Annotated in this window: 24 protein-coding genes; 7 read left to right on the top strand and 17 right to left on the bottom strand. The window is 56.2% G+C overall.

Features of this window, described 5'->3' with window-relative positions:
- Positions 1-8: 8 nt before the first annotated feature.
- The 5 genes from brnQ to phoB all read right to left on the bottom strand — a co-directional run bounded on the left by brnQ (position 9) and on the right by phoB (position 6,036).
- Positions 9-1,328: a branched-chain amino acid transporter carrier protein BrnQ gene (gene brnQ / locus AC6I8L_RS04590; RefSeq protein ID WP_058961452.1), complete on the bottom strand. Its 1,320-nt coding sequence runs from the start codon at positions 1,326-1,328 to the stop codon at positions 9-11.
- Between the two features lie 402 nt (positions 1,329-1,730).
- Entirely contained in the window at positions 1,731-2,834 is a 1,104-nt protein-coding gene (locus tag AC6I8L_RS04585; RefSeq protein WP_058961453.1) for a cobalamin-independent methionine synthase II family protein, read from the bottom strand.
- A 173-nt stretch (positions 2,835-3,007) separates the two neighbouring features.
- Positions 3,008-3,928: a PstS family phosphate ABC transporter substrate-binding protein gene (locus AC6I8L_RS04580; protein WP_058961454.1), complete on the bottom strand. Its 921-nt coding sequence runs from the start codon at positions 3,926-3,928 to the stop codon at positions 3,008-3,010.
- 92 nt (positions 3,929-4,020) lie between these two features.
- Positions 4,021-5,331, bottom strand: a complete 1,311-nt coding sequence (gene phoR / locus AC6I8L_RS04575) for a phosphate regulon sensor histidine kinase PhoR (RefSeq protein WP_058961455.1) — start codon at positions 5,329-5,331, stop codon at positions 4,021-4,023.
- Between the two features lie 15 nt (positions 5,332-5,346).
- Positions 5,347-6,036, bottom strand: coding sequence for a phosphate response regulator transcription factor PhoB (gene phoB / locus AC6I8L_RS04570; protein ID WP_034830536.1), 690 nt, complete (start codon positions 6,034-6,036; stop codon positions 5,347-5,349).
- A 197-nt stretch (positions 6,037-6,233) separates the two neighbouring features.
- On the opposite strand from phoB, the gene sbcD reads away from it, so the two are divergent.
- The 3 genes from sbcD (at position 6,234) to AC6I8L_RS04555 (ending at position 11,731) form a co-directional block, all read left to right on the top strand.
- The gene (sbcD, locus tag AC6I8L_RS04565) at positions 6,234-7,445 is read left to right on the top strand and encodes an exonuclease subunit SbcD (RefSeq protein WP_058961456.1); all 1,212 of its coding nucleotides are present in this window, start codon (positions 6,234-6,236) and stop codon (positions 7,443-7,445) included.
- Complete coding sequence (locus AC6I8L_RS04560; protein ID WP_058961457.1) at positions 7,442-11,119, top strand: AAA family ATPase; 3,678 nt, start codon at positions 7,442-7,444, stop codon at positions 11,117-11,119. The genes sbcD and AC6I8L_RS04560 overlap by 4 nt, the downstream gene beginning before the upstream one ends.
- Positions 11,120-11,311: 192 nt before the next feature.
- A complete protein-coding gene (locus tag AC6I8L_RS04555) occupies positions 11,312-11,731 on the top strand; it encodes a cell envelope integrity TolA C-terminal domain-containing protein (protein WP_058961458.1) in 420 nt (139 codons plus the stop codon).
- Here AC6I8L_RS04555 and qhpR read toward each other — a convergent pair.
- Both qhpR and AC6I8L_RS04545 read right to left on the bottom strand, forming a co-directional pair.
- A complete protein-coding gene (gene qhpR, locus AC6I8L_RS04550) occupies positions 11,691-12,752 on the bottom strand; it encodes an AraC-like transcriptional regulator QhpR (RefSeq protein WP_058961459.1) in 1,062 nt (353 codons plus the stop codon). The genes AC6I8L_RS04555 and qhpR overlap by 41 nt on opposite strands.
- A 471-nt stretch (positions 12,753-13,223) precedes the next feature.
- Positions 13,224-14,228 (bottom strand): phosphotransferase enzyme family protein, encoded by a 1,005-nt coding sequence (locus tag AC6I8L_RS04545; protein ID WP_058961460.1) that lies wholly within the window; start codon positions 14,226-14,228, stop codon positions 13,224-13,226.
- Positions 14,229-14,498: 270 nt separating this feature from the next.
- Here AC6I8L_RS04545 and eat point away from each other — a divergent pair, with 270 nt between their 5' ends.
- On the top strand, positions 14,499-15,863 hold the full coding sequence (gene eat, locus AC6I8L_RS04540; RefSeq protein ID WP_034830527.1) for an ethanolamine permease: 1,365 nt from the start codon (positions 14,499-14,501) through the stop codon (positions 15,861-15,863).
- A 65-nt stretch (positions 15,864-15,928) separates the two neighbouring features.
- Here the strand turns inward: eat and mak are convergent, their stop codons facing one another.
- On the bottom strand, positions 15,929-16,840 hold the full coding sequence (gene mak / locus AC6I8L_RS04535) for a fructokinase (RefSeq protein WP_058961461.1): 912 nt from the start codon (positions 16,838-16,840) through the stop codon (positions 15,929-15,931).
- A gap of 145 nt (positions 16,841-16,985) precedes the next feature.
- Here mak and rdgC point away from each other — a divergent pair, with 145 nt between their 5' ends.
- The gene (gene rdgC, locus AC6I8L_RS04530) at positions 16,986-17,897 is read left to right on the top strand and encodes a recombination-associated protein RdgC (RefSeq protein ID WP_034830523.1); all 912 of its coding nucleotides are present in this window, start codon (positions 16,986-16,988) and stop codon (positions 17,895-17,897) included.
- Between the two features lie 541 nt (positions 17,898-18,438).
- Here rdgC and AC6I8L_RS04525 read toward each other — a convergent pair.
- From AC6I8L_RS04525 to aroL, 8 genes are all read right to left on the bottom strand, one after another.
- Entirely contained in the window at positions 18,439-18,630 is a 192-nt protein-coding gene (locus AC6I8L_RS04525; RefSeq protein WP_058961462.1) for a hypothetical protein, read from the bottom strand.
- Positions 18,631-18,785: 155 nt separating this feature from the next.
- The gene (gene ppnP, locus AC6I8L_RS04520; RefSeq protein WP_034830521.1) at positions 18,786-19,070 is read right to left on the bottom strand and encodes a pyrimidine/purine nucleoside phosphorylase; all 285 of its coding nucleotides are present in this window, start codon (positions 19,068-19,070) and stop codon (positions 18,786-18,788) included.
- A gap of 104 nt (positions 19,071-19,174) precedes the next feature.
- A complete protein-coding gene (locus AC6I8L_RS04515) occupies positions 19,175-19,852 on the bottom strand; it encodes an AroM family protein (protein WP_058961479.1) in 678 nt (225 codons plus the stop codon).
- Positions 19,853-19,854: 2 nt separating this feature from the next.
- On the bottom strand, positions 19,855-20,787 hold the full coding sequence (locus tag AC6I8L_RS04510) for a DUF1177 domain-containing protein (RefSeq protein ID WP_034830519.1): 933 nt from the start codon (positions 20,785-20,787) through the stop codon (positions 19,855-19,857).
- 15 nt (positions 20,788-20,802) lie between these two features.
- Positions 20,803-22,362 carry an OPT/YSL family transporter gene (locus AC6I8L_RS04505; protein WP_058961463.1) on the bottom strand — a complete coding sequence of 520 codons (1,560 nt, stop codon included), beginning with the start codon at positions 22,360-22,362 and terminating at the stop codon, positions 20,803-20,805.
- Positions 22,363-22,532: 170 nt separating this feature from the next.
- On the bottom strand, positions 22,533-23,285 hold the full coding sequence (locus AC6I8L_RS04500) for an IclR family transcriptional regulator (RefSeq protein ID WP_034830515.1): 753 nt from the start codon (positions 23,283-23,285) through the stop codon (positions 22,533-22,535).
- Between the two features lie 290 nt (positions 23,286-23,575).
- Positions 23,576-23,767: a YaiA family protein gene (locus AC6I8L_RS04495; RefSeq protein ID WP_058961464.1), complete on the bottom strand. Its 192-nt coding sequence runs from the start codon at positions 23,765-23,767 to the stop codon at positions 23,576-23,578.
- A gap of 111 nt (positions 23,768-23,878) precedes the next feature.
- Positions 23,879-24,403, bottom strand: a complete 525-nt coding sequence (gene aroL / locus AC6I8L_RS04490) for a shikimate kinase AroL (RefSeq protein ID WP_058961465.1) — start codon at positions 24,401-24,403, stop codon at positions 23,879-23,881.
- 286 nt (positions 24,404-24,689) lie between these two features.
- Here aroL and AC6I8L_RS04485 point away from each other — a divergent pair, with 286 nt between their 5' ends.
- Positions 24,690-25,394 (top strand): DUF2076 domain-containing protein, encoded by a 705-nt coding sequence (locus AC6I8L_RS04485; RefSeq protein WP_058961466.1) that lies wholly within the window; start codon positions 24,690-24,692, stop codon positions 25,392-25,394.
- Here the strand turns inward: AC6I8L_RS04485 and AC6I8L_RS04480 are convergent, their stop codons facing one another.
- Positions 25,395-25,838, bottom strand: a complete 444-nt coding sequence (locus AC6I8L_RS04480; protein ID WP_058961467.1) for a YaiI/YqxD family protein — start codon at positions 25,836-25,838, stop codon at positions 25,395-25,397. It abuts the gene before it with no gap.
- A 141-nt stretch (positions 25,839-25,979) separates the two neighbouring features.
- On the opposite strand from AC6I8L_RS04480, the gene proC reads away from it, so the two are divergent.
- Positions 25,980-26,792 carry a pyrroline-5-carboxylate reductase gene (proC, locus tag AC6I8L_RS04475; protein ID WP_034830503.1) on the top strand — a complete coding sequence of 271 codons (813 nt, stop codon included), beginning with the start codon at positions 25,980-25,982 and terminating at the stop codon, positions 26,790-26,792.
- Positions 26,793-26,807: the final 15 nt, after the last annotated feature.

Below are 26,807 nucleotides of genomic sequence, written 5' to 3'. Positions count from 1 at the left end.
AATGTCGATTACGAGTGGGCAGCGACCTGTTCGCGTCCTTTTGCCCGATCGACCACCGCGGCAATCACCAGCATCACCAGCGATGGCGGCAACCAGGAAAGTCCCTGATCGGCCAGCGGCAGATGCTGGCTAAACAGCGGCAGCACATCTTTAAAGTTGGTAGTTTTGATGGCATCAACGATGCCAAACAGCAGGCTCACCAGCATGGTTGGCGCGATGATACGCGAGCTTTTATTCCACCATTTCAGGGTGAAGCTCAGCACCACCAGCACGATGCACGGTGGATAAATCGCCGTCAGCACCGGAATCGAGATCTGAATCAGGTGGCTCAGGCCGAGATTCGACACCACCATCGAGAACAGACCCAGAATAAAGACCAGCGCCTTATACGACAACGGCAGGTATTGCGCAAAGAATTCTGCACAGGCGCAGGTCAGGCCAACCGCCGTGACCATGCAAGCCACGAAGATCAGTGCTGCCAGGAAGAAGCTGCCCATGCCGCCAAAGGTCTGCTGCACATACGCATGCAGAATCGCTGCACCATTGGCATTCTGATCAACCAGGCCAGCACTGCCAGAACCGAGTTTGAACAGGCTCAGGTACACCAGCGTCAAGCCAACACCGGCAATCACGCCCGCCAGCATGGTGTAACGGGTCAGCAGTTTAGCATCTTCAACACCGCGAGAACGCGCCGCATTGACGATAACAATACCGAACACCAGCGCCCCCAGCGTATCCATCGTCAGATAGCCGTTAACGAAGCCACTGGAGAAGGCCGCACGCTGGTAATCAGCCGTGGCAGGCGCGATACCCCCCGCAGGCCACAGCAGTGCTGCCACACCCAGAACGGTCAGCGCCACGATTTTCAGCGGAGCGAGAAAGTGGCCGACGGTGTCCAGCAATTTGCCAGGATACAGGGAAATGCCAATCACCAGCGCAAAGTAAATCAGGCTGTAGATAAACAGCGGCAGCGCGCCATCACCGGTCAGCGGAGCAATCCCCACTTCAAACGACACGGTCGCCGTACGCGGCGTGGCGAACAGTGGGCCCACTGCCAGATAGCAAACCGTTGCCAGCAGCAGACCTGCGGCTTTACCAATTGGCGAGCTGAGGGCATCAATGCCGCCGCCCACGCGCGCCAGGGCGATAACGGTCATCACCGGCAAGCCAACGGCCGTAATCAGAAAGCCGAAAGCGGCAACCCAGACGTGTTCGCCAGACTGAATCCCCACCATCGGTGGAAAGATAATGTTTCCTGCGCCTACGAACAGGGCAAACGTCATGAAGCCCAGCGCCAGGATATCCCTGGAGGTTAAACGATGTGTCATAAACTTCTGTACTGCCTGTAGCTGATGTTGCGGTGGAAGTTGAGTGCGTGTTGTCCTCTGCATGCACAAAAACAAAGGCTTATCTGATGAGTTCAGAGCGTTATGCGGGCCTAATCGTTAAAGCGCAGGTGATTTAATCTACTTTTCTTCTGTTCGCAGAGGGATAAATCGACAACGGCGCAAATTAAAACGTTTATAGCGAAGAAAGGCAATACGAGATCGGAAAACCAGAAGGATATAACAAGAAAGTGACGCAAAGCAGTGTATCAGCGGGGAATAGCGTGAAAACACCTCAGATGATTTGCTTAAAGTTTCCGCATCACGGGAGATCTCCTCGCAAAACCGGGCTTTAAAATGCACAAAAGGCGCGATTTACGCGCCTGTTTGCACAAGTTTACAGCATCACCACACCTGATTGGCGATATCGACCACCAGACGAATCTTCTGCCACTGTTGCGCTTCCGTCAGGCTGTTGCCCTCTTCCGTTGAAGCAAAGCCACACTGTGGGCTGAGGCAAATCTGGTTCAGGCTCACAAACTGAGAAGCTTCCTGCAGGCGCGCTTTCACCTGCTCCGGATCTTCCAGTTCACCGTTCTTAGTCGTGATCAGACCCAATACCACTTGCTGATGGCCGGGTTTGATAAAGCGCAGCGGCTCAAAACCACCGGAACGCTCGTTGTCATATTCGAGGAAGTAAGCATCAATATTCACCTGACCAAACAGAATCTCGGCCACCGGCTCATAGCCACCTTCGGAAATCCAGGTTGAGCGGAAGTTGCCGCGGCACACATGCAGACCAATGGTCAGGTCAGCCGGTTTATCTTCCAGCGCTTTGTTCAGCACCTCAGCGTAAATACGCGCCAGTTCCTGCGGATCTTCACCGCGCTCACGGATCTGCTGCTGCTGATCCGAAGAGCACAGGTAAGCCCAAACAGTGTCATCCAGCTGCAGAAAACGGCAGCCCGCCGCGTAGAAAGCCGCGATCGCATCTTTGTATGTCTGCGCCAGGTCAGCAAAGTACTCTTTCAGATCGGGATAGACGGTGGCATCGATCACTTTACGGCCACCACGGAAGTGCAGCACGCTTGGGCTTGGGATGGTCATTTTCGCCACGGCGTCGCCCGCAATGCTTTTCAGGAAGCGGAAGTGATCCAGCATCGGGTGATGTGGATTAAAGGCCACCTTGCCGGTGACTTTCACGCCGTGCGCTTTGGTTTGCACGCCGTTGAACTGGATGCCCTGCTCCGCTTCAAATAGCTCAACGCCTTGCAGATCGCCAAAGAAGTCAAAGTGCCACCAGGCGCGACGGAACTCGCCGTCGGTGACCACTTGCAGGCCGTTAGCGCGCTGCTGCTCGACCACGTGGCGGATTTCTTTATCTTCTACCTGACGCAGCTGCTCAGCCGTGATCTCGCCATTGGCAAACTGCACGCGCGCTTGCTTGATCGCCGCAGGGCGCAGAAAACTGCCGACGGTATCGGCACGGAACGGTTGTTGTTGTGGCATGTTCACTCCTGGCTAAACGCATAATTGCGTCAGGGTATAATTTCACCCGGTTATTTATAGCCATCTGGATGGCTAAATGTCCAGAAAGAGTGACATGCTGAAACAAATTGGGCAATGGAAGAAAATTCAGGTGACGTGAATAAAATTCATGATCGGGTGCTCGTTCTTCCATTTTACTCAATGGCGGCACGTGCCTGAGCCATCTGGCTTTCGGAAAGTGGCAAATACCCGGCTTCAGTTACCCGGCGCTGCCCTTCAGGTGATAACACCTGATGCAGGAACGCATTCACCAGCGGCGGCAGCGGTTTGCCCGGCGCTTTATTGACGTAAATATAGAGCGGACGCGACCACGGATAGCGGCCGCTGCGAATGGTTTCGGCGTCCGGCATCACGCTATCGCCGCTGGCAGTGACGATGGGCACCATCTTCACGCCGCTTAAGTGAAAACCAAAACTGGCATAACCAATGCTGTTGGGTGTTGCCGCGACGGCCTGCACCACCGCCGCCGAGCCGGGAAACTCCGCGACGTCCGAGCGGAAATCCCCTTTACACAGCGCCTGCTGTTTGAAGAAGCCCCAGGTACCTGATGCCGAATTACGGCCAAAACGCTGAATACTGCGTCGCGCCCAATCTCCCTGGTTGAGGCCAAGATCGCCCCAGTGCTGCGGCACCAAGTGCGCACCACACAGACGAGTGACAGAGAAAAGGGCATCGAGTTGCGGTTGATCGATACGCGTTAGCGGGTTGTCCTGATTGACCACCACCACCAGCGCATCCATCGCCACCGGCACCGCCAGCGGGGGATAGCCGTAGCGCGTGGTAAACAGTTGGCGTTCATCAATTTGCATCGGGCGGCTCATCGCCCCGAGCTGGGCAGCGCCTGCCGCCAGCGCGGTGGGTGCGGTTGAGGATCCAGCCGCCTGTACCTGAACGTTAACGCCCGGTGACTGGCGGCTGAAATCCTCGCCCCATAAGGTCATCAGATAGCCGAGGGTGTCGGAACCGACGCTGCTCAAATTGCCGGTGAGCATGGTTTGTTGGCTTTGTGCCTGCGTAGAGCACAGCAGCAACGTGAACAGCAACAGCGATCTCATCAGGTCTTCCGCAAATCAGGTCAGGAACATTGAACTGCACATTCTGTCGCGCCGCGATTCATCACGCAATCAATTGCGCCACTTCATCGTGCTTAACTGACCTTACTGTGCACGCTCTTCGCCACAATCAAACGTGGCGGCAGCACGAAACTAAAACAGGTTTCCTGATGCGGAATACTGGTGATTTCCAGCCGTGCATTATGGTGGCTCAATGCATGCTTAACGATCGCCAACCCTAAGCCACTGCCCCCGGTGGCGCGCGATCGGGCTTTATCCACCCGATAGAAACGCTCGGTGAGGCGCGGCAAATGCTCCTCGCTGATCCCCGGTCCGTTATCGCACACTTTGAACTCCGCGCCCTCTTTGTTACGCAGCCAGCTAATATCGAGGCGCGTCCCTTCCGGCGTGTGATTCACCGCGTTGTACACCAGATTGGAAATGGCGCTGCGCAGCTGTTCATCATTACCGAAGACTTTGAGGTGCGGATCGGTGTGGAAATGGATGCTGTGTCGGCCCTGGCTGAGCGTTTCCGCCTCGCGCTGCAGCAGTTGCAGCATGCCTGGCACATCCACCGTCTCTTTGAGATCGATAGCCGGGGCGGCCTCGATACGCGACAAGGTCAGCAGCTGTTTCACCAGGCTATCCATGCGGCGCGTTTGCTCCTGCATGGTGTGCAACGCCTTGCCGCGCGTGCGCTCGTTCATCGCCGCATCGTCCATCATTTCCAGATAGCCCTGCAACACCGTTAGCGGGGTACGCAGTTCATGACTGACGTTAGCAAAGAAGTTACGCCGCGCCCCTTCCAGCTGATGCATCTGGGTGACATCGCGCGCCACCATCAACCATTGTCCTTCGCTATAGGGCATCACACGAAATTCCATATGATGTTGATTGTTCAGCACCAGCGTCAGCGGCTTGTCAAAATCGCGTTGGCGAATATAGCGTGAAAACTCAGGATAGCGCAGCAAGTTGAGGATGTTCTGGCCATTATCTTCCGGCCAGCGCAGCCCGAGATGCTGTTGTGCCAGCCCGTTGCACCAGAAAATGGTGCCCTCTTCGGTGGTCAGGATCACTGCATCGGGCAGAGATTCCGCGCCGCTACGAAAGCGCTTAATCAGGTTACCCAGCTCGCGACGTCGACGGCGGTTACGCAGTTGCATCTGGTACAAGCCGTAGAACAAGGGCTCCCAGCTACCGCGACCGGCGGGCGGCGTCATGGAACGATCGACCCACAGCCAGTGCGACAGACGCATCAGATTTCTAAAGTGCCAAAACATCACACCCGACACCGCGATCAGCAGTAGCCAGGGCAGATAACCGAACAACAGACCAAGCACCAGCGCGGGCAAACAGACCAGCGCCAGCTCAGTCAATAATCTCTTCCAGGAGAGTCGTTCCAGCACGGTAAAAGACTCCGTTTAGTAGCGGGCAGAGAAACGATACCCTGTTCCGCGTACGGTTTGAACCATGCGATCGTGGCCAGATACTTCCAGTGCTTTACGTAAACGACGGATATGCACATCAACGGTACGATCTTCCACGTAGACGTTGGTGCCCCATACATGGTTCAGCAGCTGTTCGCGGCTGTAAACACGCTCCGGGTGTGTCATAAAGAAGTGCAGCAATTTATATTCGGTCGGTCCCATTTCCAGCGGGGTACTTTCCGACATCACGCGATGTGAGGACGGATCGAGGCTCAGGCCCTGCATCTCAATCACCTCTTCCACCGCCATCGGTGAAATACGGCGCATCACCGCTTTAATACGTGCCATCAGCTCTTTCGGTGAGAAAGGCTTGGTGATGTAGTCATCCGCGCCCACTTCCAGACCGCGCACGCGATCTTCTTCTTCACCGCGCGCCGTCAGCATCATCACCGGGATGTCGCGCGTCATGGCTTCACGTTTCAAATGTTTAATAAACTGAATACCGCTGCCGCCAGGCAACATCCAATCCAGCAGAATTAAATCAGGCCAGGGTTCGATTAGCTTACCAATCGCGCTGTCATAGTCTTCTGCCTCAATAGGCTGGTAATCATTCTGTTCCAGCACGAAACATAACATTTCACGGATGGGAGCTTCGTCTTCCACAACCAAAATGCGCTTAGCCATTATAACTCCTGCTTTTGTGACAATAGGTCACTGGGATTTGCGGCGCCATTATGCGTCAGTTTTATGACACTTTTATGAAAAACCCTCCCTATGATAGATAGTGATAAAACAGAAATGTGACAACGATTATCGCTTTTTTTTCTTTGCGATCTGAAGAGGTTATAATTCGCCTTCGCTTAACGAAGCAGGGAGTATTCATGCGCATCATTCACACCGCGGATTGGCATCTCGGTCAGTTCTTTTACAGCAAAAGCCGGGCGGCCGAGCATCAGGCCTTCCTGGACTGGCTGCTGGCACAGATTACCCAGCATCAGGTGGATGCTTTAATCATCGCGGGAGACCTGTTTGATACCGGTTCGCCACCGAGCTATGCGCGTGAAATGTTTAACCGCTTCGTGGTGGCGCTACAGCCGACGCACTGTGAACTGATTGCGCTGGCGGGCAACCATGATTCCGTCGCGACCCTGAATGAATCACGCGAGTTACTCGCCTGTTTAAATACGCGAGTGATCACCAGCGCCACACCACAGGGCGAACAGCAGGTGCTGACGCTGCATCAACGCGATGGCACGCCGGGCGCACTGCTGTGCGCGATTCCCTATTTACGTTCGCGCGATATTTTGCGCAGCCAGGCGGGGCAATCCGGGCGCGAGAAGCAGATCTCACTGCTGGAAGCGATTGAGCAGCATTATCAGCAGTGTTATGCCGCAGCGCTGGCCGAGCGGGCAAATCGCGCACTTCCCATCATTGCCACCGGTCATCTCACCACCGTTGGCGTGACGAAAAGCGACTCGGTGCGCGATATCTATATCGGCACGCTGGATGCCTTCCCGGCGCAGGCGTTTCCCGCCGCGGATTACATTGCCCTTGGCCATATTCACCGTGCGCAGCGCATTGCCGATAGCGATCATATTCGCTACAGCGGCTCACCGATTCCGCTCAGTTTTGACGAACTGGGCCGCGAAAAGAGCGTGTTCCTGCTGGAGTTCAGCGCTCAGCTGGATAGCGTCACTCCCCTCCCGATCCCGCAGTTCCAGCCGATGCAGATGTTAAAAGGCTCAATGGCGGAGATCGAACAACAGTTGGGCGAGTTTAGCGAGGGAGATCGCGAGCAGCCCGTCTGGCTCGATATTGAAATCACCACGCAAGAATATCTCAGCGATTTGCAGCGCCGCGTTGAGCAACTGACCGAAGCCCTGCCGGTGGAAGTGCTGCTGGTGCGCCGCAGCCGTGAACAGCGTCAGCGCAGCCTGGCGCGCATGGATAATGAAACGCTAAGCGAATTGAAAGTCGAAGAGGTGTTCGCCCGCCGTCTGGCGCAGGAAGAGCAGTTGGATGCCGAACAAGCCGAACAGCTCACGCAACTGTTCCGCACCACCCTCGCCGCGCTGGAGAACCCGTCCGCATGAAAATCCTGACGTTACGTTTTAAAAACCTCAATGCGCTGCGCGGTGAATGGTTTATCGATTTCCGCCGTGAACCCTTTGCCAGCAACGGATTGTTTGCCATTACCGGCGCGACCGGCGGGGGGAAAACCACCTTGCTGGATGCCATTTGCCTGGCGCTTTATCACCAGACGCCGCGCCTTGGCGTGCTGTCGCAGACACAAAACGAACTGATCACCCGCGACACCGCCGAATGTCTGGCAGAAGTGGAATTTGAGATCAAAGGCGAAGCCTGGCGCGCCTTCTGGAGCCAGAACCGCGCACGCGGCCAGGCGGATGGCAAATTGCAGGCACCGCGTGTCGAGCTGGCGCGCGTGGCGGATAACCAGATTGTGGCCGATAAGGTGGGTGACAAACTCAAGCTCATCGAAACCCTTTCTGGCCTCGATTTTGACCGTTTCACCCGTTCAATGATGCTGTCGCAAGGCCAGTTCGCTGCCTTCCTCAACGCCAAGCCGGGCGAACGCGCCGAACTGCTGGAAGAACTCACCGGCACCGAAATTTACGGCCAAATCTCGATGCAGATTTACGAGCGCTGGCGCACCGCACGCAGCGATCTGGAGACACTGCGCGCCCGCGCTGGCGGCATGATGCTGCTGGATGAGACGCGTCGCACAGAGCTGATGCAGCAGGTTGAAGCCTTAACGGCGCAGGAAAAAACGCTGAGCGAGCAGCTTGAGCAAGCGCAACAGCAACAACAGTGGCTGACGCACTCGCAACAGCTGGCGCAGGAGCAGCAGCAAGCCGCACAGGCGTACCAGGATGCCGAACAGGCATGGCAGCAGGCGGAGAGCGATCGCCAACGCCTGGCGCGCGCGGAACCGGCTGAAAAGCTGCGAGAAAAACTTCAGCAGCGTGAGCAGTTGCAACAAGATTACCAGCTCGCAACCCAGCAGGCGCAGCAGCTCCACACGCAGCAGCAAAATGCACAAACCGCGCTGCAGCAGGGTGAAAAAAGTTATCAGGCGGCACAACAGGCGCGTGAGCAGGCACTCGCCGATCAGCGGCAGCTGGAAACCTTGCTTACCGAACAGGTGATTCCGCTCGACCAACAGCTCGCCAGCCTCGCACAGCAGTTGGCGGAGCAGCAGCGCCTGCATGCGCAACAGTCACAGACATTGCAGCAAAGCCAGATCGCGCTCAGTCAGCATCTGCTAACACGTGAGCGCTTACAACAGCAGCTGGCAGAGCAGCAGACATTTCGCAGCCGTGAAGCGGCGGTAGCAGACTGGGGGCCAGAACTGACGCGCTGGCAAGCTGATATCGCCCGTTTCGATGAACGCGAGCAGGCGCTGACACAACTTCGTGCGCAACAGCAGCAGCAAAACGCGCAGCTGACCCAGCAGCAGCAGGCGATTGCCGAAGGTGATCGCAGGTTACAACCTCTGCAGCAGGCTGAGACGCAGGCCAGCCAGCAACGTCAGCAAGCGGAGCAGGTACTCACTTCACTTGAGACTGAAATCAGCAGCACCTCACTGCGTGACGCGCTGACACAGCATCAACAGCAGCGCGCGGCACGCCACCAGCTCAGCTTACTGGCGGCACGCTGGCAGTCGCTGCAGCCGCAGTTGCAGCAGCGGCAACAAAAACTCACGCTGTTACAGCAACAGCATCAGCAAGACGAACGCGCTTTGCAGGCACTGCGCGACGATTACAAACGTGAGAACCAGACGCTGCTCGATCTGCGCAAAATCTGCGAGCTGGAGCGCACCATTGCACAGTTGGCTGATGAACGCGCCCGGCTGCAGCCCGATCAGCCCTGCCCGCTGTGCGGTTCGTGCCAGCATCCGGCTATTGCGCAGTATCAGCAATTACAACCGGGTGAAAACCAGCAGCGGCTGGCGGCACAGGAAGCGCGGGTTAACAGACTCAAAGAATCAGGCACGGCGAAAAGTGAACAGCACAAGCTGTCGCTGCAACAGCAGCAGGTGCTGCAACAGGAGATTGCCGAATTCGAACAGCAACTCGCGGTGGCGCGCGAGCAGTGGCAAGCTTTCAGCAGTGAGCTGGCACTTACCTGCACGTTAGATCAGCAGGAAGTCTTTACGGCGTGGCAACAGCAGCAGGATGCGCAGGAAGCCACGCAGCAGCAGCAACTGCAGCAGCGCGAAAATGCGGCGCGAGCGTTACAACAGGCCAAAGACGCGCATCTGGTACAGCAACAACAGTGGCAGCAGCAGCATAGCGCCCAACTGCTGGCACAACAGCAACTGAACAACCTGCAGCAAACGCTGGATGAACTTAATCAGCGGGAAACTCAGGAACACAGCGCCTGGCAGCAGTTAGCGCAGCAACTGGAACAGCAGCTTACGGCACATCAGTTTGCGCTGCCCGAACGCGATGCCCGTGCCAGTTGGCTGGCTACGTTGCAGCAGCGCTGGCAAGCCTGGCAGCAGAGTGAGCGCTTGCTGGCCGAGTTACAGCCGCAACTGGCTAAAGCCGACAGCGAGCAGAACAACCTGCAAAGCAACCTGATGCGCGAGCAGCAACAGCTGGAGACATTGCAGCACGCGCTCAGCAGCCTTCAACAGCAGCACGCAGAACAGCAGCAGCAGCGTCAGCAACTGTTTGGCGATCGTCAGGTGAGCGTTGCGCGTCAGCAGCAGCAGGCCTTGCTGCAACAGTGCGAACAGGCGCTGGCGCAGCAGTTGCAACTGTGGCAGCAGGCACAAAGTCAGCTGCACAGCCTGAATGGTCAGTGTGAGCAAATTGATAGCCAAATTCAGGCCATGCATCTGCGTATGCAGGCGGCAGAAACGGCGTTTAACAGCGCACTCCAGCAGAGCGACTTCGCCGACGAGCAGACATTGCGCAGCGCGTTGCTGGACGAACAGGACATTCAGCATCTGCGCCAGCATCTGCAAGCCCTGGAGCAACAGCGTCAGCAGCAGATCGCGCTGCGCCAACAGCTGGCGCAGCGCGTCACTGCCCATCAGCAACAGCGCCCTGCCACGCTGAGTGACGAAGTGGCGGCGGGTATCGCTGAACAGCTGGAATCCCTGCGTCTGGCCCTGCGCGACAATGCCCGCCAGCAAGGTGAAGCACAGCAGCAGTTGCACAGCGACGCCCAACAGCGTCAGCAGCAGCAATCATTACTGACGCAGATTGCCAACGACGAGGTGGAGCTGACGCAACTGGGTCGCCTGAATGATTTAATCGGTTCAGCCAAAGGCGACAAATTCCGCCGCTTCGCCCAGGGATTAACGCTCGATCATCTGGTATGGCTGGCGAACCGTCAGCTGGATCGCTTACACGGACGCTACCTGTTGCAACGCCGTGTCACCGATGAGCTGGAGCTGGAAGTGGTCGATACCTGGCAGGCCGATGCCACGCGCGATACCCGCACGCTGTCCGGCGGCGAAAGCTTCCTGGTGAGTCTGGCACTGGCGCTGGCGCTGTCTGATTTGGTCAGCCACAAAACGCGCATTGAATCGCTGTTCCTTGATGAAGGCTTCGGCACGCTGGACGCCGAAACACTCGACACCGCGCTGGATGCCCTCGACGCATTGAACGCCAGCGGTAAAACCATCGGCGTGATCAGCCACGTTGAAGCGATGAAAGAGCGGATTCCGGTGCAGATCAGGGTGCGGAAGATGAATGGACTGGGTTACAGCAAGCTGGAGTTGCCAGGGGAATAAACGTCCGGCCCGCCATCAAATGAGCCTCTTTTCACAGGGTGCGGCTGTCTGGCCGCACCTGACATTCAGCTGTGCGTCGTGCGAGCCATTGAGCGAAAAATTCTGGATCTAATCAGAGTCAGAGAAATGCCATAGCAATCCCCTTACTGCTCGGTAAACTGGCCACCATGTTTTGCAAATCTGGGCAAATAGATGAACGCATTTCGCCGTGTTGCTGGCACATTGTTGTTGAGTACCCTACTCAGCGCCTGCCAGCATGCCCCATCGCATCCCATGGAAAGTATGACCAACCTGTGCCAGCCACAGAGCGAACCGGGCAGCGCATCCTGCAAATGGGCTGATGAGATGCAGCGACAGCTCAACCGGAAATTCACCGACGCGGTACATTACGCAGGACAGCAATGCATGGTGCGACTGGAGTGGCAAAACAGCGGGCGCTATGCAGTCACGCAGACGCAAGGTGATGAAACCCTGTGTCTGCGCGCCTGGCGGTTAATTGGTCAGTCGAAAGGATTACCGCCGCCGCCGGATCGTACCCAGCCCGCGTGGTTCGGCTTTGCACCGCATCAGGCTAACTCGCCAGCCCATCCTGTCGCCACTGGCGCGGGCTAATGCCAAACCAGCGCCGGAATGCGCGTGAAAACGCACTGACTTCGGAATAGCCCAGCAGCAGCGCCATCTCCGAGATGGGTAGCTGCTTCTGTTGCAGATAATGCGTGGCCATTTCGCAACGCACTTTATCCACCAGCGCGGTGAAGCTGATGCCCTCTTCGCGCAGCCGCCGTTGCAGCGACCAGCTCGACAGCCCCATTTTATCCGCGATCTCTTCCAGCACCGGTTCGCCCTGCATCAACGATAAGTTGACCTGCGAACGCGCCTGCTCCACCACGCTTTGCAGTGAAGCGCTGCTATTCAGACGGCGGATGGCATCCTGCATCACCATTAACAACATCGGATCCTGCTCTGGCATGGTGCGCAGCAGATCGCGTTTAGGGATCAGCAGTGAGTTGAACGGTTGATCGAACCATACCGGCGCATCAAACACTTTGCAGTGCTCGTGCCACTGCTCCGGCCGGGGATGCTCAAAATGCACCTCGCGCGGCGCCCAGTTTTTGCCGGCCACGTGACGGATCAGATTGAGGAACATGCCGAGCGTCAATTCCGCATCCTGCCGACGCGACAGGATCGCCCCGTGTCGCACCTGATAATCCAGCCGCCAGCAGTCGCCTTTATCGACCAGGCGCGTCAGCGTATCGTGCTGATGCCAGGGGAAAGCATTCACCACGTTATGCAGCGCCTGCTCCAGCGTCGGTGAGCATAAGCCGATATAGCCAATCAGCCCTAATGACTGCGGTTTGAACTGCTTGCCGTAATGCAAACCGAAGTTATCAAAACCAGAGTGGCGCGCCGCTTCTTCCATCACACGGCAATAGTTGACCAGACCAAGGCTGAGCGTTGGGCTGGCCAGCAGTTCGGAATCAATGCCGCTGATACCAAAAATACGATCAACATCGCCGCCTTTGTCGGTGATGAAGGTGCTTAAGCCGGTGGCCGCTGCCGCCAGTACGCCACGGTTGTTGGCCTGAGCTGAGAGCGAATTGTACGCTTCAGAGGGAGTCATCAGTGATTGCATCGGAACCTCACAGGGATCGCGCGAGTGAAACTAATGGTGGGATCCAGCAAGATTCGTACCATGACGCACTCAGTGGTCGTCATCAATGACGATGCGGCAAGGTTCGGGAGTATTCTCCGGCATGCGCGTTGGTGCACACGCGGCCCAATGGTCCGGTGACGTACCGTAACGTGCACATTGCTGCACACCTGGCTAAAAGCAGCCCAATGATCCGGTGATATTCGGTAACGTGCGCATTCCTGCTCAACAGAATAAAAGCGGCTCAATGGCCCGGTGGCATTCAAAATGCATGCACATTGATGCACATCTGGCTAAGCGCGGCCCAAAGGTCCGGTTGCATTTAGTTTCGCCGCGACCGCTTTCTGTTCATATCATAGCGGCGCGATTTATCGCGCAACGGCGTGAAGGTCATCTCACAGAGCGCAATAAATTGCGCCGCTACGACGCACTGCTGCCCGCTACTGGTGCAACTCAAACACCAACCGGCAGCTGATTGGTTTCCAGATAGCGACGGCATAGACGCACCGAGTGATCGGCCCAACGCGGCCCCAGGCTCAGCGCCATCTCGGTGTCTGCATGGGTGCCCATCCATGCGGTCATCTGGATACGACGTTGAATCAACAGCGTCGGCACCAGCGCCATCTCCTCATCAGTGATGTGCGCCACACGCTCGTAGCCCTGGATCCAGTTATCCACCCATTCGGCGGCACGCGGATGATGCTCAACAAAACTGATCGCCGCCGCCAGATCGTGCAGATACCAGCCCATGCCGCAGTCATCAAAATCGATCACCCGGGTTTCACCTTTGTGCAGCAGCAAATTGGTGAGGCGCAGATCAGCGTGGATCAAGCCATAACGATCCTGTCCTTTACCAAAGCCCTGCAACTCTTGCCCGACCCGCGCCACCGCTTCAGCCACGATGCCATGATCGGCAGGATTGAGATTGGGCGCATCCTGCCAGCGGCCCCAGTGGCTGTGATCGCTGACCATGGTGTGATGATCCCAGATGATACGCTGGAAGCCAGCCGGTTTTTGCCAGCTGCGACTGTGCTGATGCAGGCGCGCAGTGATGTGCCCGAGCTGCTGGAAGGCTTTGGGATCGACCTCGGTGGTGGGCATCTCGCCCTCGATCCAGTGGAACAGTACCGCATGTCGCATGCCTCCATCGGGCATGGCTATTGTCAGCACCGTTTCGCCATCACTGGCCGGGATCGCCTGCGGCACCATAATGCCAATCTCACGCAGCGCGTCGAGCCACAGCAGCTCACTCTGGATATCCGCTTTGCTGTGATAGTCAGGTCGATGCAGGCGCAACGCATAACGTTTACCGCCCGCCAGCAACAGAAAGGTGGCGTTCTCCGAGCGACAAAGTAGCTTTAGCTCGCCGTGGAATGGCGCGGGGTAACAGGCCAGCGCCTGCTGTGCCAATAGCGTCATTGCAGCATCGGTCAGGGAATCGGATTGTTTCGCGCTCATTCATTTTTCTCCAGCATCAATCTTATGGGTAGCAAGTGTTATCAGCATGGGATGACAGCGTTCTGACTGCTTGACCGCAGATAACCCAAAGTTGACCGCAGCGTACATCTGGCACTTTTCTTGCCTCAGAGTTGACCGTGGAGGACAAAACTCACTGCGCCTGCGTCAAGTTTTCCCGCTGCAGGCGGCGGCATTATCACTTCACTGTAGTGCATAGAACAAAACAGCGCGGTGCAGCCGCCGCACAACAATCACGACGGGGAGACGATTATGACGAGTAAGCTCAAACCCACGCTGGGCACTCTGCATTTGTGGGGTATCGCGGTTGGACTGGTAATTTCCGGGGAGTATTTTGGCTGGAGTTATGGCTGGGGCGTGGCGGGCACGTTGGGGTTCCTGATCACCACCGCGCTGATCGCCACCATGTATACCTGCTTCATTTTTAGCTTTACCGAACTGACCACCGCCATTCCACACGCCGGTGGCCCGTTTGCTTACAGTCGCCGCGCCTTTGGTGAAACCGGCGGTTTGATTGCCGGTCTGGCGACGCTGATTGAGTTTGTGTTCGCCCCGCCGGCGATTGCCATGGCGATCGGTGCCTATCTCAACGTGCAATATCCCGATCTCAACCCGAAAACCGCCGCCGTCGGTGCGTATCTGGTATTTATGACTCTCAATATCCTCGGCGTGAAGCTGGCGGCGATGTTTGAGCTGGTGGTGACGGTGCTGGCGGTGCTGGAACTGCTGGTGTTTATGGGCGTAGTGTCGCCGGGATTCAGTATCGCCAATTTTGCCGCTAACGGTTGGGCGGGAAGCGATCACTTCGGCATGCCAGCCCTTTCGGGCATCTTCGCGGCTATTCCGTTCGCCATCTGGTTCTTCCTCGCCATTGAAGGCGCCGCCATGGCCGCCGAAGAGGCCAAAGATCCGAAGCGCACCATTCCCAAAGCTTACATCACCGGTATTCTGACGCTGGTGGTACTGGCGATTGGCGTGATGCTGCTGGCGGGCGGCGCAGGCGACTGGCGTAAACTGTCTGACATCAACGATCCGCTGCCGCAGGCGATGAAGATGATCGTCGGCGAGCATTCAAACTGGATGCATATGCTGGTGTGGATTGGCTTGTTCGGACTGGTCGCCAGCTTCCACGGCATTATCCTCGGCTATTCACGTCAGTTCTTTGCCCTGGCGCGCGCCGGTTATCTGCCGCAGGGGCTGGCAAAACTGTCACGTTTCCAGACGCCGCATCGCGCCATTATTGCCGGTGGCGTAATCGGTATCGCGGCAATCTACAGTGATGGTCTGATCAACCTGCAGGGCATGACGCTGACGGCAGCGATGATCACCATGGCGGTATTTGGTGCCATCGTGATGTACCTGATGAGTATGCTGAGCCTGTTCAAATTGCGCCGCACCGCACCCGACATGGAACGCAGCTTCCGCGCGCCGGGCTATCCGATAATTCCCGGTATCGCGCTGGTGCTGTCACTGGTGTGTCTGATTGCCATGCTGTGGTTCAACCCGGTGATTGGCGGCCTGTTCGTGGGGATTATGGTGGTGGGATATATTTACTTCCTCGCGACCAAAACCCAGCGTCAAAATGCGCCGCAGGATGCGATGTTGATGGGTGAGTAATCACGGGACCAGAGGGCGCAAAACTGCGCCCTCGTCCAAAGGTCGCTATTGAGGCGACCTTTTTTCTAGGATTTCAGCGGCCACAACCATGCTGCGCCGCGCACGCCACTTGAATCGCCGTGCACCGCTTTCAATACCGGCGTTTCACACTCGCGACCAAACACCCACTGCTTCATCAGGGCTGGCACTGTCTGATACAGGCGATCGTTATTACTCATCCCGCCGCCCAGCACGATCACATCCGGATCGAGCAAATTCACCACTTGCGCCAGCGACTTAGCTAAGCGCATTTCGTAACGGCTCATCGCCAGCTCTGCTACCGGATCCTGCTGCTCAATCAGTTTGATGATCTCTGCGCCCTTCAATGCTTTACCGCTCAAACGCTGATAATCGATGGCAAAGCCGGTACCCGATACAAAGGTTTCAATACAGCCCTGCAAACCGCAATAGCAAGGTACTTCTTCGCGATGGCGAAGTTCATCTTCATCCATCCAAGGCAAAGGATTGTGGCCCCACTCGCCCGCATTACCATTGCCGCCAATGCGCGATTCACCGCCAATCGCCACGCCCGCGCCCGAACCGGTGCCGATGATCACCGCGAACACCAACGGCTGACCCGCGCCTGCACCATCCACCGCTTCGGAAACCGCTAAACAATTCGCGTCATTGGCGATGCGCACGTCACGATTCAGCGCCTGCGCCAAATCCTTGTCCAGCGGCTGTCCGTTCAGCCAGGTGGAGTTGGCGTTTTTTACCCGCTGGGTGTACGGCGAAATGGTGCCGGGAATGCCAATGCCCACCGTGCCTTTCTCGCCGGTTTTCTCTTCTGCCAGCAGCACTAAATCCACAATCGCCTGCACCGTGGCAGCATAGTCATCGCGCGGGGTATTGACGCGGTGACGGAACAGCTCTTGCCCCTGATCGGAGAGCGCAATCACTTCAATCTTGGTACCACCTAAATCAATCCCAATACGCACGATTTATTCCTCATTATTCGTTCAGGTGACAGATACAGTAGAAGGCTGAATCGGGAAAGGCAATGAAACCAATCCGATGTTTCGCTATCATGCGCGCTGACTTTGAGACTTGTGCGCCCGATCGCACCCACGGTAAGGAATCCCGATGTTGTGGTTTAAAAATATGATGGTTTATCGTCTGAATCGTGACATCCCACTGTCCGCAGACGATCTGGAAAAACAGCTCGACGCCTTCACGTTTTCGCCGTGCGGCAGCCAGGATATGGCGAAAACCGGCTGGGTTTCACCGATGGGCAACCGCGGCGAAGCGCTGACGCATGAAATCAACGGCCAGATCGTGATTTGCGCCCGCACCGAGCAAAAGATCCTGCCTTCGCCGGTGGTGAAGCAGGCGCTGGAAGCGAAGATCGATAAGCTGGAAGCGGAACAGAGCCGCAAGCTGAAGAAGACCGAAAAAGACTCGCTGAAAGATGAAGTGCTGCATAGCCTGCTGCCACGCGCTTTTAGCCGTTTCAGCCAGACGTTCATGTGGATCGATACCGTGAACAACCTGATCATCGTCGATTGCGCCAGCGCCAAAAAAGCAGAAGACACTTTAGCGCTGTTGCGTAAGAGCATCGGTTCACTGCCGGTGGTGCCGCTAACGCTGGAAACCCCGATTGAGCTGACGCTGACCGAATGGGTGCGTTCTGGTGAATTGCCGGCCGGTTTCGCGCTGATGGATGAAGCAGAGCTGAAAGCGATTCTGGAAGACGGCGGCGTGATCCGGTGTAAGAAACAGGATCTGATCTCCGATGAGATCGCCACCCACATCGAAGCTGGCAAAGTGGTGACCAAACTGGCTCTGGACTGGCAGGAGCGTATTCAGCTGGTGATTGCCGACGATGCCTCGATCAAGCGTCTGAAGTTCAGCGACACGTTGCGTGAGCAGAATGACGACATCGACCGCGATGATTTTGCCCAGCGTTTTGATGCCGATTTCACCCTGATGACCGGCGAACTGGCCGCGTTGATCAGTAATCTGGTGGAAGCGTTAGGCGGCGAAGCCAAGCGCTGAAGCCTTTATTGATCACCCCCCGCTGTAGCGTAGTGCTTGTCCGTTAAGCGACGGTTGATAACGCAGTCTGGTGCCGTTCAGGGGCTGGCGGTCCTCGCGCCGCTAACGCGGTACCTTCACTTCATTCATCTGCCTGACGGACCGGCGGGGATGGCACATCGTGTGCCGCCCCGCCTTTCGCCCGCATCCATGCGTGCTCTCCTGGCATCCTCATTACGTTCCGCGCTGCGGATTGCCAGCCCCTGAACGGCACCAGCCTGCTCTGAAGCTTCAGTGCGTGTTGTTAAAGAGGGCACGATAGTGAAGGTCAGAGCACCTCTGCTGCTGCAAGGGCTATCCGCAGCGCTGAGGCTGCAACGTTGTGCCAGGAGACTGGCGCATGGATGCGCCAGTCAGTTCGGGTCGGCCATGGATGGCCATACCCGAACGATCCGCCCGGCACGACGTTGCAGCCGAAGGCACCGCGAAGCGGCGTGAGGACGGCCCGGCAGCAACAGAGGTGCACTGGCCCGCACTTCCGCACAAAAGAAAACACGGCAATTTACCGATGTCTCGTTCTGGCAATGCGTAATTTCGCCAGAGCTTCCCTCAATGTCATTCCCTGATCGTTTGCGATTTCATGTTTTGCGATTATTGCCAATTCAAACAATGCGTTCTTCTGGCGTTCATCTTCAGGCTGTTCAGGACTAACCAAACGTTCAAGCGCGGCTTTATTGAATATGATCTGTACCATGGGAAAACATCCTTTCCTATTCTCATGAAGATAGCTTTACCAGACTCAACATAGACACACCTCAGTTTGATTCCTGGCTATGCTGAAGCCAAAAAGAAACCGGGAATGCTAAAAGCATTCCCGGCTTAATAATGACTCATGCTGAAAGTCAGCGTTTACAAGTAGCGGCACAGATAAGACGTTGGCTCAGCCACCTGCAAGTGGAATTCGCTGTGGCCCGGCACGTTGAAAACCGAACCGGCTTCGTACCATTTCCACTCGGTTTCACCTGGCAGCAGCACCTTCAGTGCGCCGCTCACGACCGTCATCTCTTCCGGCTGTCCTGTACCGAAGGTATATTCACCTTCTGCCATCACGCCAACGCTGGCACGGCCAATGGTCACGCTGTCGAAACCAATGGATTTCACTTTCCCGTCGAAATACTCACTTACGTTGAGCATGTTACTTCCTCACAGCACATTATGGTGTCTGGCAGATTACAAGGGAACTCGCTGATCTGTCACGCGAAAAAGCAATACAGATCGCGACTTGTGATCGGCCTCAGTCAGACGATCAACTCTGCCGCTAACTTCGCCACCAGCACGTTGGATAACAGTACCGGAATGCCCAGCATTTTCTGCAGGAAATCCCGGTGCTTCTGGTGATAGCCAATACAGTCGAGCACCACCACATCCGCCCCCTGCTCTTGCAGCGACAGGCCCGCCTCGATCAAATCATTTTGCTGTGCCAGATAAGGGCTGGCGACGGCAAAGCATGGCTCGCTGTTCAGATTCCGCCATTTACTGGCCTGCTCAGCGATCTGCTCTTCTACCGGCACGACAATCCCCACTTTATGTTCCTGCACGATGGCCTTGACCAGTGGTGGGATAATGCGGTCCGGCTCCAGCAACAGCGCCTTTTCGGTTTTCAGCGTGCCAAATTCACCGGTACACAGCAGCAAAATCGTATCGTAGCCCTGCTGTTCCAGCGCCGTAATCTTGCGTTGCAGTCCCTGCTCAACTTTTGGCCCCGACAGGCGCACCTGCTCGCCGGTGGTCATACGCGAAACCAGCACTTTCTCACCCGCTTCAGGCGAGAAGAACTGCTCCACCTCAGCGAGTGTCAGCCCGTCGAGTAATCCGGCATGAGCGACTTGCTCTTCCGGTAAGTGATCCTGCAGCAGCGGCAGAATATCGCTACGCGGGGATTGACCAATCGTTAAGGTAACCAGGGACTGTTTCATCATTAAGCTTTCCGCGTACGCAGGTGACTGAGACTACCATACAAAGAGTGTAGTAATGCGTACTCTTGTTTGTCATAGAACTGACAGGTTTCACGGCCAAACTCTTTCGCCACTTCCACCGCAAACTTCACGGTCGCCGCTATATCGACTTCATGGCTGGCACCGGTGCCGCAACCTGGCACGACCGATTCCGCGCAGATCGCCACGCCAACCACTGGCACATCGGTGGCGGTTGACGGCTGCAGGATGCTGTTAAGGTGATACACACCATTGCCATAAGGCGTGATGTCCTGCGTAGTGATCGGGAAGGTCACAGCAGGAAGACCGCTGGTCATCTCCATAATGCGCAGCAGATCTTCTGATACGCGCAGGATGTAACCCTCTTTCACTGTCGGCGAAATCGCGTAGCCTTTATGATTCAGGATACGGTTACCTTTGGTGGTATCGATGGAGAGAATCGCGTCCACGCCGTCGATCACTTCGTTGTCATTCATGGTGATGTCATCGCATGGCGAGTCCATGAAATCCACCGGCTCATGCGGACGGGTTGGCGCATCCGGACAGATGTGAGTAGTGATAATCACGTCACCCGCCAGCACATCGCCTTTGGTCTGCATCTGTGCCAGCTTCAGCGCACTGCTCACCGCCGCCACTGCGCCATCTGCATCCGACACCATACCGATACGCGTTGGACGCGCACCGATGCCACCTAAACGACCGACAATGCCCAGCGTGGGTGCGGTGCCGCCTTTGCTCTTGCCCTGCGCACCAGGAATATCAATGCGCACGAAATCAGTACGCCCTTTCGGGCCGGTGACGCGCTTGAAGCTGGCGGTCACGCCTGGGTAACTGGCAAAAAGATCCACCACCTGCTGGCCATCCACGTAGGCGCTATCGAGTAACTCAAAAACCTGCAGTGTCTGCTGTAAACTCATATTGAATTCCCTGGGTTATTTCTTGGTGCTACTGGCAAAAAGAGAATGGAAGAAGCTGTACAGCGCGTCGCCCGCAATAAACCCTGCGGCCATCACCTCCATCGGTGAACGTCCACGCTCGCCCCACACTCGAATGATCAGGATACGCAGTGCGATCCCCACCATCACCGCCCAACCTGCTGCGGCGTTGTTGATTAACAAACCGGTCGCCAGCAATACGCCTAACTGACGCTTCGGCCCACCGATAAACTGAATAATCGCCCCCGGAATCGCCCACATCAGCAAACTTCCGGCAATGCCTGGCTCGGCACCGGCCTGAATGGTTTTGGCGTAAACGCGTGCCACTGGCGGCAGCAGGTTTTCGGCGAAGAACAGGTTGTGTGCGTACCACACCACTGGAATACAGATCACAAAGGCGATCATCGCGGCGATTAACTGGATACGGCGGCCCCACAGCTCTTGCTGCAGATCGGCACCGTTACCGCGCAGGATAAAACCGGCTTTCAGGTCGTAGCCCATATCAGCAAAGGCAGGTCCTGTTGCGGCGGTGAAGCCACACAACAGGCAGAGCGCCAGCGGCGGGAAGCCGAGCAGAATACCGAGGATCAGGGTTATCAGCGCTACGGCAAAGGCCGGGAACCAGCCTGAGTGCATCGCGGCGATGCCGACAATCAATTCATGCACGAAGGCAGCAAACGCGGCATACACGATAAACAGCACCAGCATCGGCAAGCCCATCTGGCTCCACAAACCGCCCGCCAGTGCCAGCAGCGTGGAGATGATGATGTAGCCAACGGTGCCGAAGCCGAGAGAACGCTTCACTTCGCTGTCGCTGCGGCTGACATTCAGCTGATCGTTGCGACGGCTGACAATCACCTGCACGACCTGAATCAGCGCCACCAATCCTGCGCCGACCATCATGCCGTGTGGGATATACAACGCATTGATATCGATACCAGCAACCGGTTGCGCATAAGCACGCAACAGAAAACCAATACCCAACATGCTCAGCGCCCAGATATTGCCAATAAAAGCAGTACCGAAGGCCGACATGGGGATTTTCAACATCGAACCGGCAATGCCGCCGACAATACCCACCACCAGCAACCACGCCTGACGGCCGCCTTTATCGCCGGCTTTGATCGCTTCCGCGGCTGCTACGCCCGGTGGCCACGCATTGCTGGCCGGGAACACGCGGGTATCGAACAAGCGGTATAGCAGATAGGCATCCAGCAGCATCGCCGCACTGACACCGACAAACAGCGGCAGTACCAGCTGCGGTTCACCCAGCGCCCACGGCACGGCAATCGGCATCAGCAGACTGTTCGCCGCACCAAAGGTGGCAGAAGAGATGGCGGTTTGCGCAAGGTTCTGTACTTCGATGGAGCGATAACGACGGAACCATTGCAGAGGAATGCGCGCCAGCAACATGGCAAACAGCGCACCGATAATAGAGGTATTGGGTGTCACCCCAATGGTGGTAATCAGCTGAACCCCGATGATGGCACCTGCTACAGACAGCAGAACCAGCATTAAGCCCACGCCGATACTTTTTATTGGATTATGTTGACGCATATTATCCCCGTATTTTCACCCTGTAGAAAACGCGTAATACGTTTTATGCCCGACACGCGGGACATCAACGCTTTTAATAAATCGTTCCCTGATTTTTGAAATAGGCAGGTCCGAAGACCTGCTATTTCCCTGGTGTGGCGCGAATAAACGCCTTTAAATCGAAAATAAGGTTATGCGCCGTATTTCTCGGCCATCAATGCAGCCGTTGCGCGCAGTTCGCTGAGCAGCGCGTCCGGATAACCCGGGGCCGCTTCTTGCGAGAGAAACGAGAGACACAGTGCGGCACTTTCGCCGCGATGCTTATTGGTGACCGCCACCGCCAGTGAGCTGATGCCTGGCAACGTCTCATTGCGTGCCAGTGCCCAGCCCTGCTGGCGAATCACCGCTAATTCTTTACAGAGTGCATCAATGTTCAGCGGCGAGTTTGCGGATGCGGCTTGCCAGTCATCGGCAAAACGCGCACGCACTTCGTCATCACTCAACTGTGCCAGCAGCACGCGCCCGGTAGAGGTACCAGAAAGGGAAACACGCGTACCTGGCGGCGTGACGAGTTGGGTGAAAAAACGGCCGTGATACATGCGCATCACCAGAACGTCTTGCCCATCCAGCACGGAGATGTACCCCATACAACCACTGCTAGCCGCCAACTGCGCCATTGGCGCAGAAGCGCTATCCACCAACGGCGTAGATAAGTAGTGCCCCGCAACTGAAAGCAACACACGACCAATCTGGAAACAGCGACTATCGGGATCACGCTCAAGCAATCCTTCACTTTCCATGGTCGCCAGCAGGCGAGAAACGGTACTTTTCGGCAATCCCAACGCGTCAACCACCTCGGTGAAGGTCAGGCCCGGATGGCCCTGCGTCACGCCAAAGCGCTGGAAAAGCTTAAGTACGGCAGCGGCGTTTTCGAGTGTGGTCATGGCGTCGGTTTCACTATGTGGAACTGAGTTCCTATATCAATACAGTGAAAGTAATTCGCTCTGCTGATCGGGTCAAGCGCAAATTTTGAACCGGCTAAATTTGCGTCGATTTAACGCAGCATAAAATACGGCGCAAACTGAAAATAAAGTAACGTTATCAGGCAAGCAGGAATAACAGCAAAAAAGGATGGCGGTTCTGGCGGGCATATTAGTCATTTTAAGGCAGTTGAAAATAACTGTTTAGCCACGGAAAGTAATCACTGATTAACAGGCGTCCCTGCCCGCGAGATTTACTCTTTATCCGCGTCTTCATAACGCGCTTTGGCATCCTGCGCTTCGGCTTCAGTTTTGTGCTCACTGATCAGTGAATCGGGCTTCGGATGGTCAGCGCGTAACTCATACCAGGTCACGGTATTGTCTGCCGCGCCTTTCTCTACGGCAACGATGCGCGCTTCTCGCGGGTACGGTGGTTTGGTTGGCATAGATTTCCCTCTTATGTCTGGTTTCCACACAGACAGCGGCGATCCCCCTGTCTCTAATAAAGTATAGACAATGGAGGATCGCGAGAAAAAAGAGGGATAAATCTGAAGGGGTTAGCTGGCGCGGGCGAGCGAGAGGGATTGCAGAATTTGATCAACAACCTGATCTGGCGCCTGCATGGCATTCACTTCATGGTGCGCGGTCTGGCGGTAAAGATGCGCGCGCTCGCGCAGAATATCGCTCATCTCCTCGGCAATCGGACGACCGGTTAGCGTCGGGCGCTGTGCGGCTTCGGGCTGACGTTCAAGACGATCGGCCAGTACCGTTGACGGGGCATTTAACCAAATCACCTGCCCATGTTCGCGCATAAAGCGACGATTCACCTCAGCCAACACCATCCCGCCGCCGGTGGCAATCACCGTTGCCGGCGCTGTGACCGCCCGCAGCGATTCAGTTTCGCGCGCACGGAAGCTGTCCCAGCCTTCAGCCGCGACGATTTCCGCCACGGTGCGTTGCGTCGTGAGCTGCAGGTTATGATCGGTATCGCTAAAGGCATAACCAAGCGCCTGAGAAAGGGCCTGGCCGATGGTGGTTTTACCGCAACCGCGTGCGCCGATCAGATAGATGGGTAATGACATCCGGGCTCATCCTCCGCCGTATTTATGCCGCACGGGCAAGGTCATCAGGTCAATATTGCGTCGCATGATACCTGGATTTTATTTTATCAGCCACCCGCGAAGCACGATTTACGCGTATTTACGGCCCTGAATTCATTATCAACATGATTAATAAAGATAAAATGATGCGCGTTTCGTGCATCAACCTATTTGTAAGCACGGGCAACATTTCCTTACCAGGCCACTGATTTACTTTCTGTCACGTTGACCACATATAAGGAGGTACGAATCATTGGAGGTTCACACCATGCAGAACGAAGAACAACAGTTAATTGATAATCTCTTTAGCCGACTGAAACAGGCTGAAACCCAGAGCGGACCGCGTGATGCCGGTGCCGAACAGCTGATTAAACAGCACTTGCAGAGCCAGCCTGGTGCGCCTTATTACATGTCACAGGCAATCCTGATTCAGGAAGCAGCGCTGAAAAAACTCAACGCTCAGGTGGCCGATCTGGAGAATCGCCTGGCACAGGCTCAGCAACAACAACAGCAAGCACCGCAGCAGAGCAGCGGTGGTTTCCTGTCGAGTCTGTTTGGCGGCGGTTCTCGCCAGTCTGCGCCGCAGCAGCAACAGCCAGTGTGGGGCAGCGCGCCGCAGCAGCCTCAGCAGCAATACGCGCAGCCCCAACAGCAATATGCGGCTCCGCCTGCGCGCGGCACGGGTTTCCTCGGTGGTGCATTACAGACAGCTGTAGGTGTGGCCGGGGGTGTGGTGATGGCCGATATGCTCACCAGCATGTTCCATCATTCTCAGCCGGAAGAGATTGTGAATATCATCAACGAACCGGCGCTGCCGCAGGTGGATAACAGCCTCGATACCTTTAACGGTAATGACAGCAACAACGCCTTCCTGAACGACAACGCCAGCTGGGATAACAACAGCTTTGCGGATAACAACGACTTCAGTGACTTTGGTGGCGGCGACTACGACGACGATGACAGCTTCGTCTGATTAGCGCTGGCGTAACCACTTATCCAATTCGTTAGCAAACAGCTGGCGGTCACGTTGGTTTAGCGCCGACGGGCCGCCACTTTGCACTCCACTCGCTCGCATTGTTTCCATAAAATCACGCATGGTCAGACGCTGACGAATGGTATCCGGTGAGTAGCGCTCGCCGCGCGGATTCAACGCCGCAGCGCCCTTCTCCAGCACTTCTGCCGCTAAGGGAATATCCCCGGTGATCACCAGCTCGTCCGGCTGCACACGCTTCACAATCTCGTTATCAGCCACATCAAATCCCGCCGCGACCTGCAGCGTTTTCAGCCACGGTGATGGCGGTACGCGCAGCGGCTGATTCGCCACGAAAGTCACGGTGATTTTGGCGCGTTCGGCGGCTCGGTACAGCACTTCTTTGATGACATTGGGGCAGGCATCGGCATCAACCCAAATCGACATGTGTTTTCCTTTTTCCTACAGAATTGCAGGCGATCTTGCCCGCTTGCGGCAGAATGGCAAATATTTTTACGCGGCTTGTTATTCAGCACAGCTGTCGTAAGCTAACTCGCACGAGAAAATGAACACTTAAAGGATAGAGCGATGCTGGAGAAGAAAATCGGGTTTATCGGCTGCGGCAATATGGCGAAGGCCATTATCAGCGGACTGGTCAACAGCGGGCTGATTGCCCCGGCTAACATCTGGGTTTGCGACCGCAAACCGGCCACCAATCAGGCGATGGCAGAGCAATATGGCGTGACAGCGGCTGAAAGCCCAGAGAGTCTGGCACGTGAAGTCGATATCCTGTTTGGTGCCGTGAAACCGAATGTGATTCTCAAAGTGCTGAAAGATCTCGCGGGTCAATTGAAGAAGGATTCGCTGGTGGTGTCGATCGCCGCAGGCGTCACCCTCGATTCACTGGCCGCCGTGCTGGGGCACGACCGCAAAATCATCCGCGTGATGCCGAATACACCGTCGCTGGTGAACGAAGGCATGACTTCGATTACCCCTAACGTACTGGTGGAACCGCATGAAGTCGACGAAGTGGTTGGCATCTTCGAGAGCTTCGGCAAAGCGGCGGTGGTAAATGAATATCTGATTCATGCCGTGGTCGGTGTGAGTGGTTCGGCTCCGGCCTACGTATTTATGTTTATCGAAGCAATGGCAGATGCTGCCGTGCTCGGCGGTATGCCGCGTGCGCAGGCTTATCAATTTGCCGCGCAGGCGGTAAAAGGTTCTGCGCAGATGGTACTGGAAACCGGTAAACACCCTGGCGAATTGAAAGATATGGTGTGCTCACCTGGCGGTACCACCATCGAAGCGGTGAAAGTGCTGGAGGAGAAAGGCTTCCGCGCGGCGGTGATCAACGCGATGCAGCAGTGCATGGCCAAGTCCGAAGCATTAAGTAAGCAGTAACCTATTGGGTTTCAT

This window comes from Type-E symbiont of Plautia stali, from assembly GCF_059731115.1.
This window is presented reverse-complemented; position numbering and strand designations above follow the sequence as displayed.

Bases quoted from the DNA above. Each gene is read 5' to 3' on its own strand.
- brnQ (WP_058961452.1), bottom strand. From the start codon at position 1,328: ATGACACATCGTTTAACCTCCAGGGATATCCTGGCGCTGGGCTTCATG.
- AC6I8L_RS04585 (WP_058961453.1), bottom strand. From the start codon at position 2,834: ATGCCACAACAACAACCGTTCCGTGCCGATACCGTCGGCAGTTTTCTG.
- AC6I8L_RS04580 (WP_058961454.1), bottom strand. From the start codon at position 3,928: ATGAGATCGCTGTTGCTGTTCACGTTGCTGCTGTGCTCTACGCAGGCA.
- phoB (WP_034830536.1), bottom strand. From the start codon at position 6,036: ATGGCTAAGCGCATTTTGGTTGTGGAAGACGAAGCTCCCATCCGTGAA.
- sbcD (WP_058961456.1), top strand. From the start codon at position 6,234: ATGCGCATCATTCACACCGCGGATTGGCATCTCGGTCAGTTCTTTTAC.
- AC6I8L_RS04560 (WP_058961457.1), top strand. From the start codon at position 7,442: ATGAAAATCCTGACGTTACGTTTTAAAAACCTCAATGCGCTGCGCGGT.
- AC6I8L_RS04555 (WP_058961458.1), top strand. From the start codon at position 11,312: ATGAACGCATTTCGCCGTGTTGCTGGCACATTGTTGTTGAGTACCCTA.
- qhpR (WP_058961459.1), bottom strand. From the start codon at position 12,752: ATGCAATCACTGATGACTCCCTCTGAAGCGTACAATTCGCTCTCAGCT.
- AC6I8L_RS04545 (WP_058961460.1), bottom strand. From the start codon at position 14,228: ATGAGCGCGAAACAATCCGATTCCCTGACCGATGCTGCAATGACGCTA.
- eat (WP_034830527.1), top strand. From the start codon at position 14,499: ATGACGAGTAAGCTCAAACCCACGCTGGGCACTCTGCATTTGTGGGGT.
- rdgC (WP_034830523.1), top strand. From the start codon at position 16,986: ATGTTGTGGTTTAAAAATATGATGGTTTATCGTCTGAATCGTGACATC.
- AC6I8L_RS04525 (WP_058961462.1), bottom strand. From the start codon at position 18,630: ATGGTACAGATCATATTCAATAAAGCCGCGCTTGAACGTTTGGTTAGT.
- ppnP (WP_034830521.1), bottom strand. From the start codon at position 19,070: ATGCTCAACGTAAGTGAGTATTTCGACGGGAAAGTGAAATCCATTGGT.
- AC6I8L_RS04515 (WP_058961479.1), bottom strand. From the start codon at position 19,852: ATGAAACAGTCCCTGGTTACCTTAACGATTGGTCAATCCCCGCGTAGC.
- AC6I8L_RS04510 (WP_034830519.1), bottom strand. From the start codon at position 20,787: ATGAGTTTACAGCAGACACTGCAGGTTTTTGAGTTACTCGATAGCGCC.
- AC6I8L_RS04505 (WP_058961463.1), bottom strand. From the start codon at position 22,362: ATGCGTCAACATAATCCAATAAAAAGTATCGGCGTGGGCTTAATGCTG.
- AC6I8L_RS04500 (WP_034830515.1), bottom strand. From the start codon at position 23,285: ATGACCACACTCGAAAACGCCGCTGCCGTACTTAAGCTTTTCCAGCGC.
- AC6I8L_RS04495 (WP_058961464.1), bottom strand. From the start codon at position 23,767: ATGCCAACCAAACCACCGTACCCGCGAGAAGCGCGCATCGTTGCCGTA.
- aroL (WP_058961465.1), bottom strand. From the start codon at position 24,403: ATGTCATTACCCATCTATCTGATCGGCGCACGCGGTTGCGGTAAAACC.
- AC6I8L_RS04485 (WP_058961466.1), top strand. From the start codon at position 24,690: ATGCAGAACGAAGAACAACAGTTAATTGATAATCTCTTTAGCCGACTG.
- AC6I8L_RS04480 (WP_058961467.1), bottom strand. From the start codon at position 25,838: ATGTCGATTTGGGTTGATGCCGATGCCTGCCCCAATGTCATCAAAGAA.
- proC (WP_034830503.1), top strand. From the start codon at position 25,980: ATGCTGGAGAAGAAAATCGGGTTTATCGGCTGCGGCAATATGGCGAAG.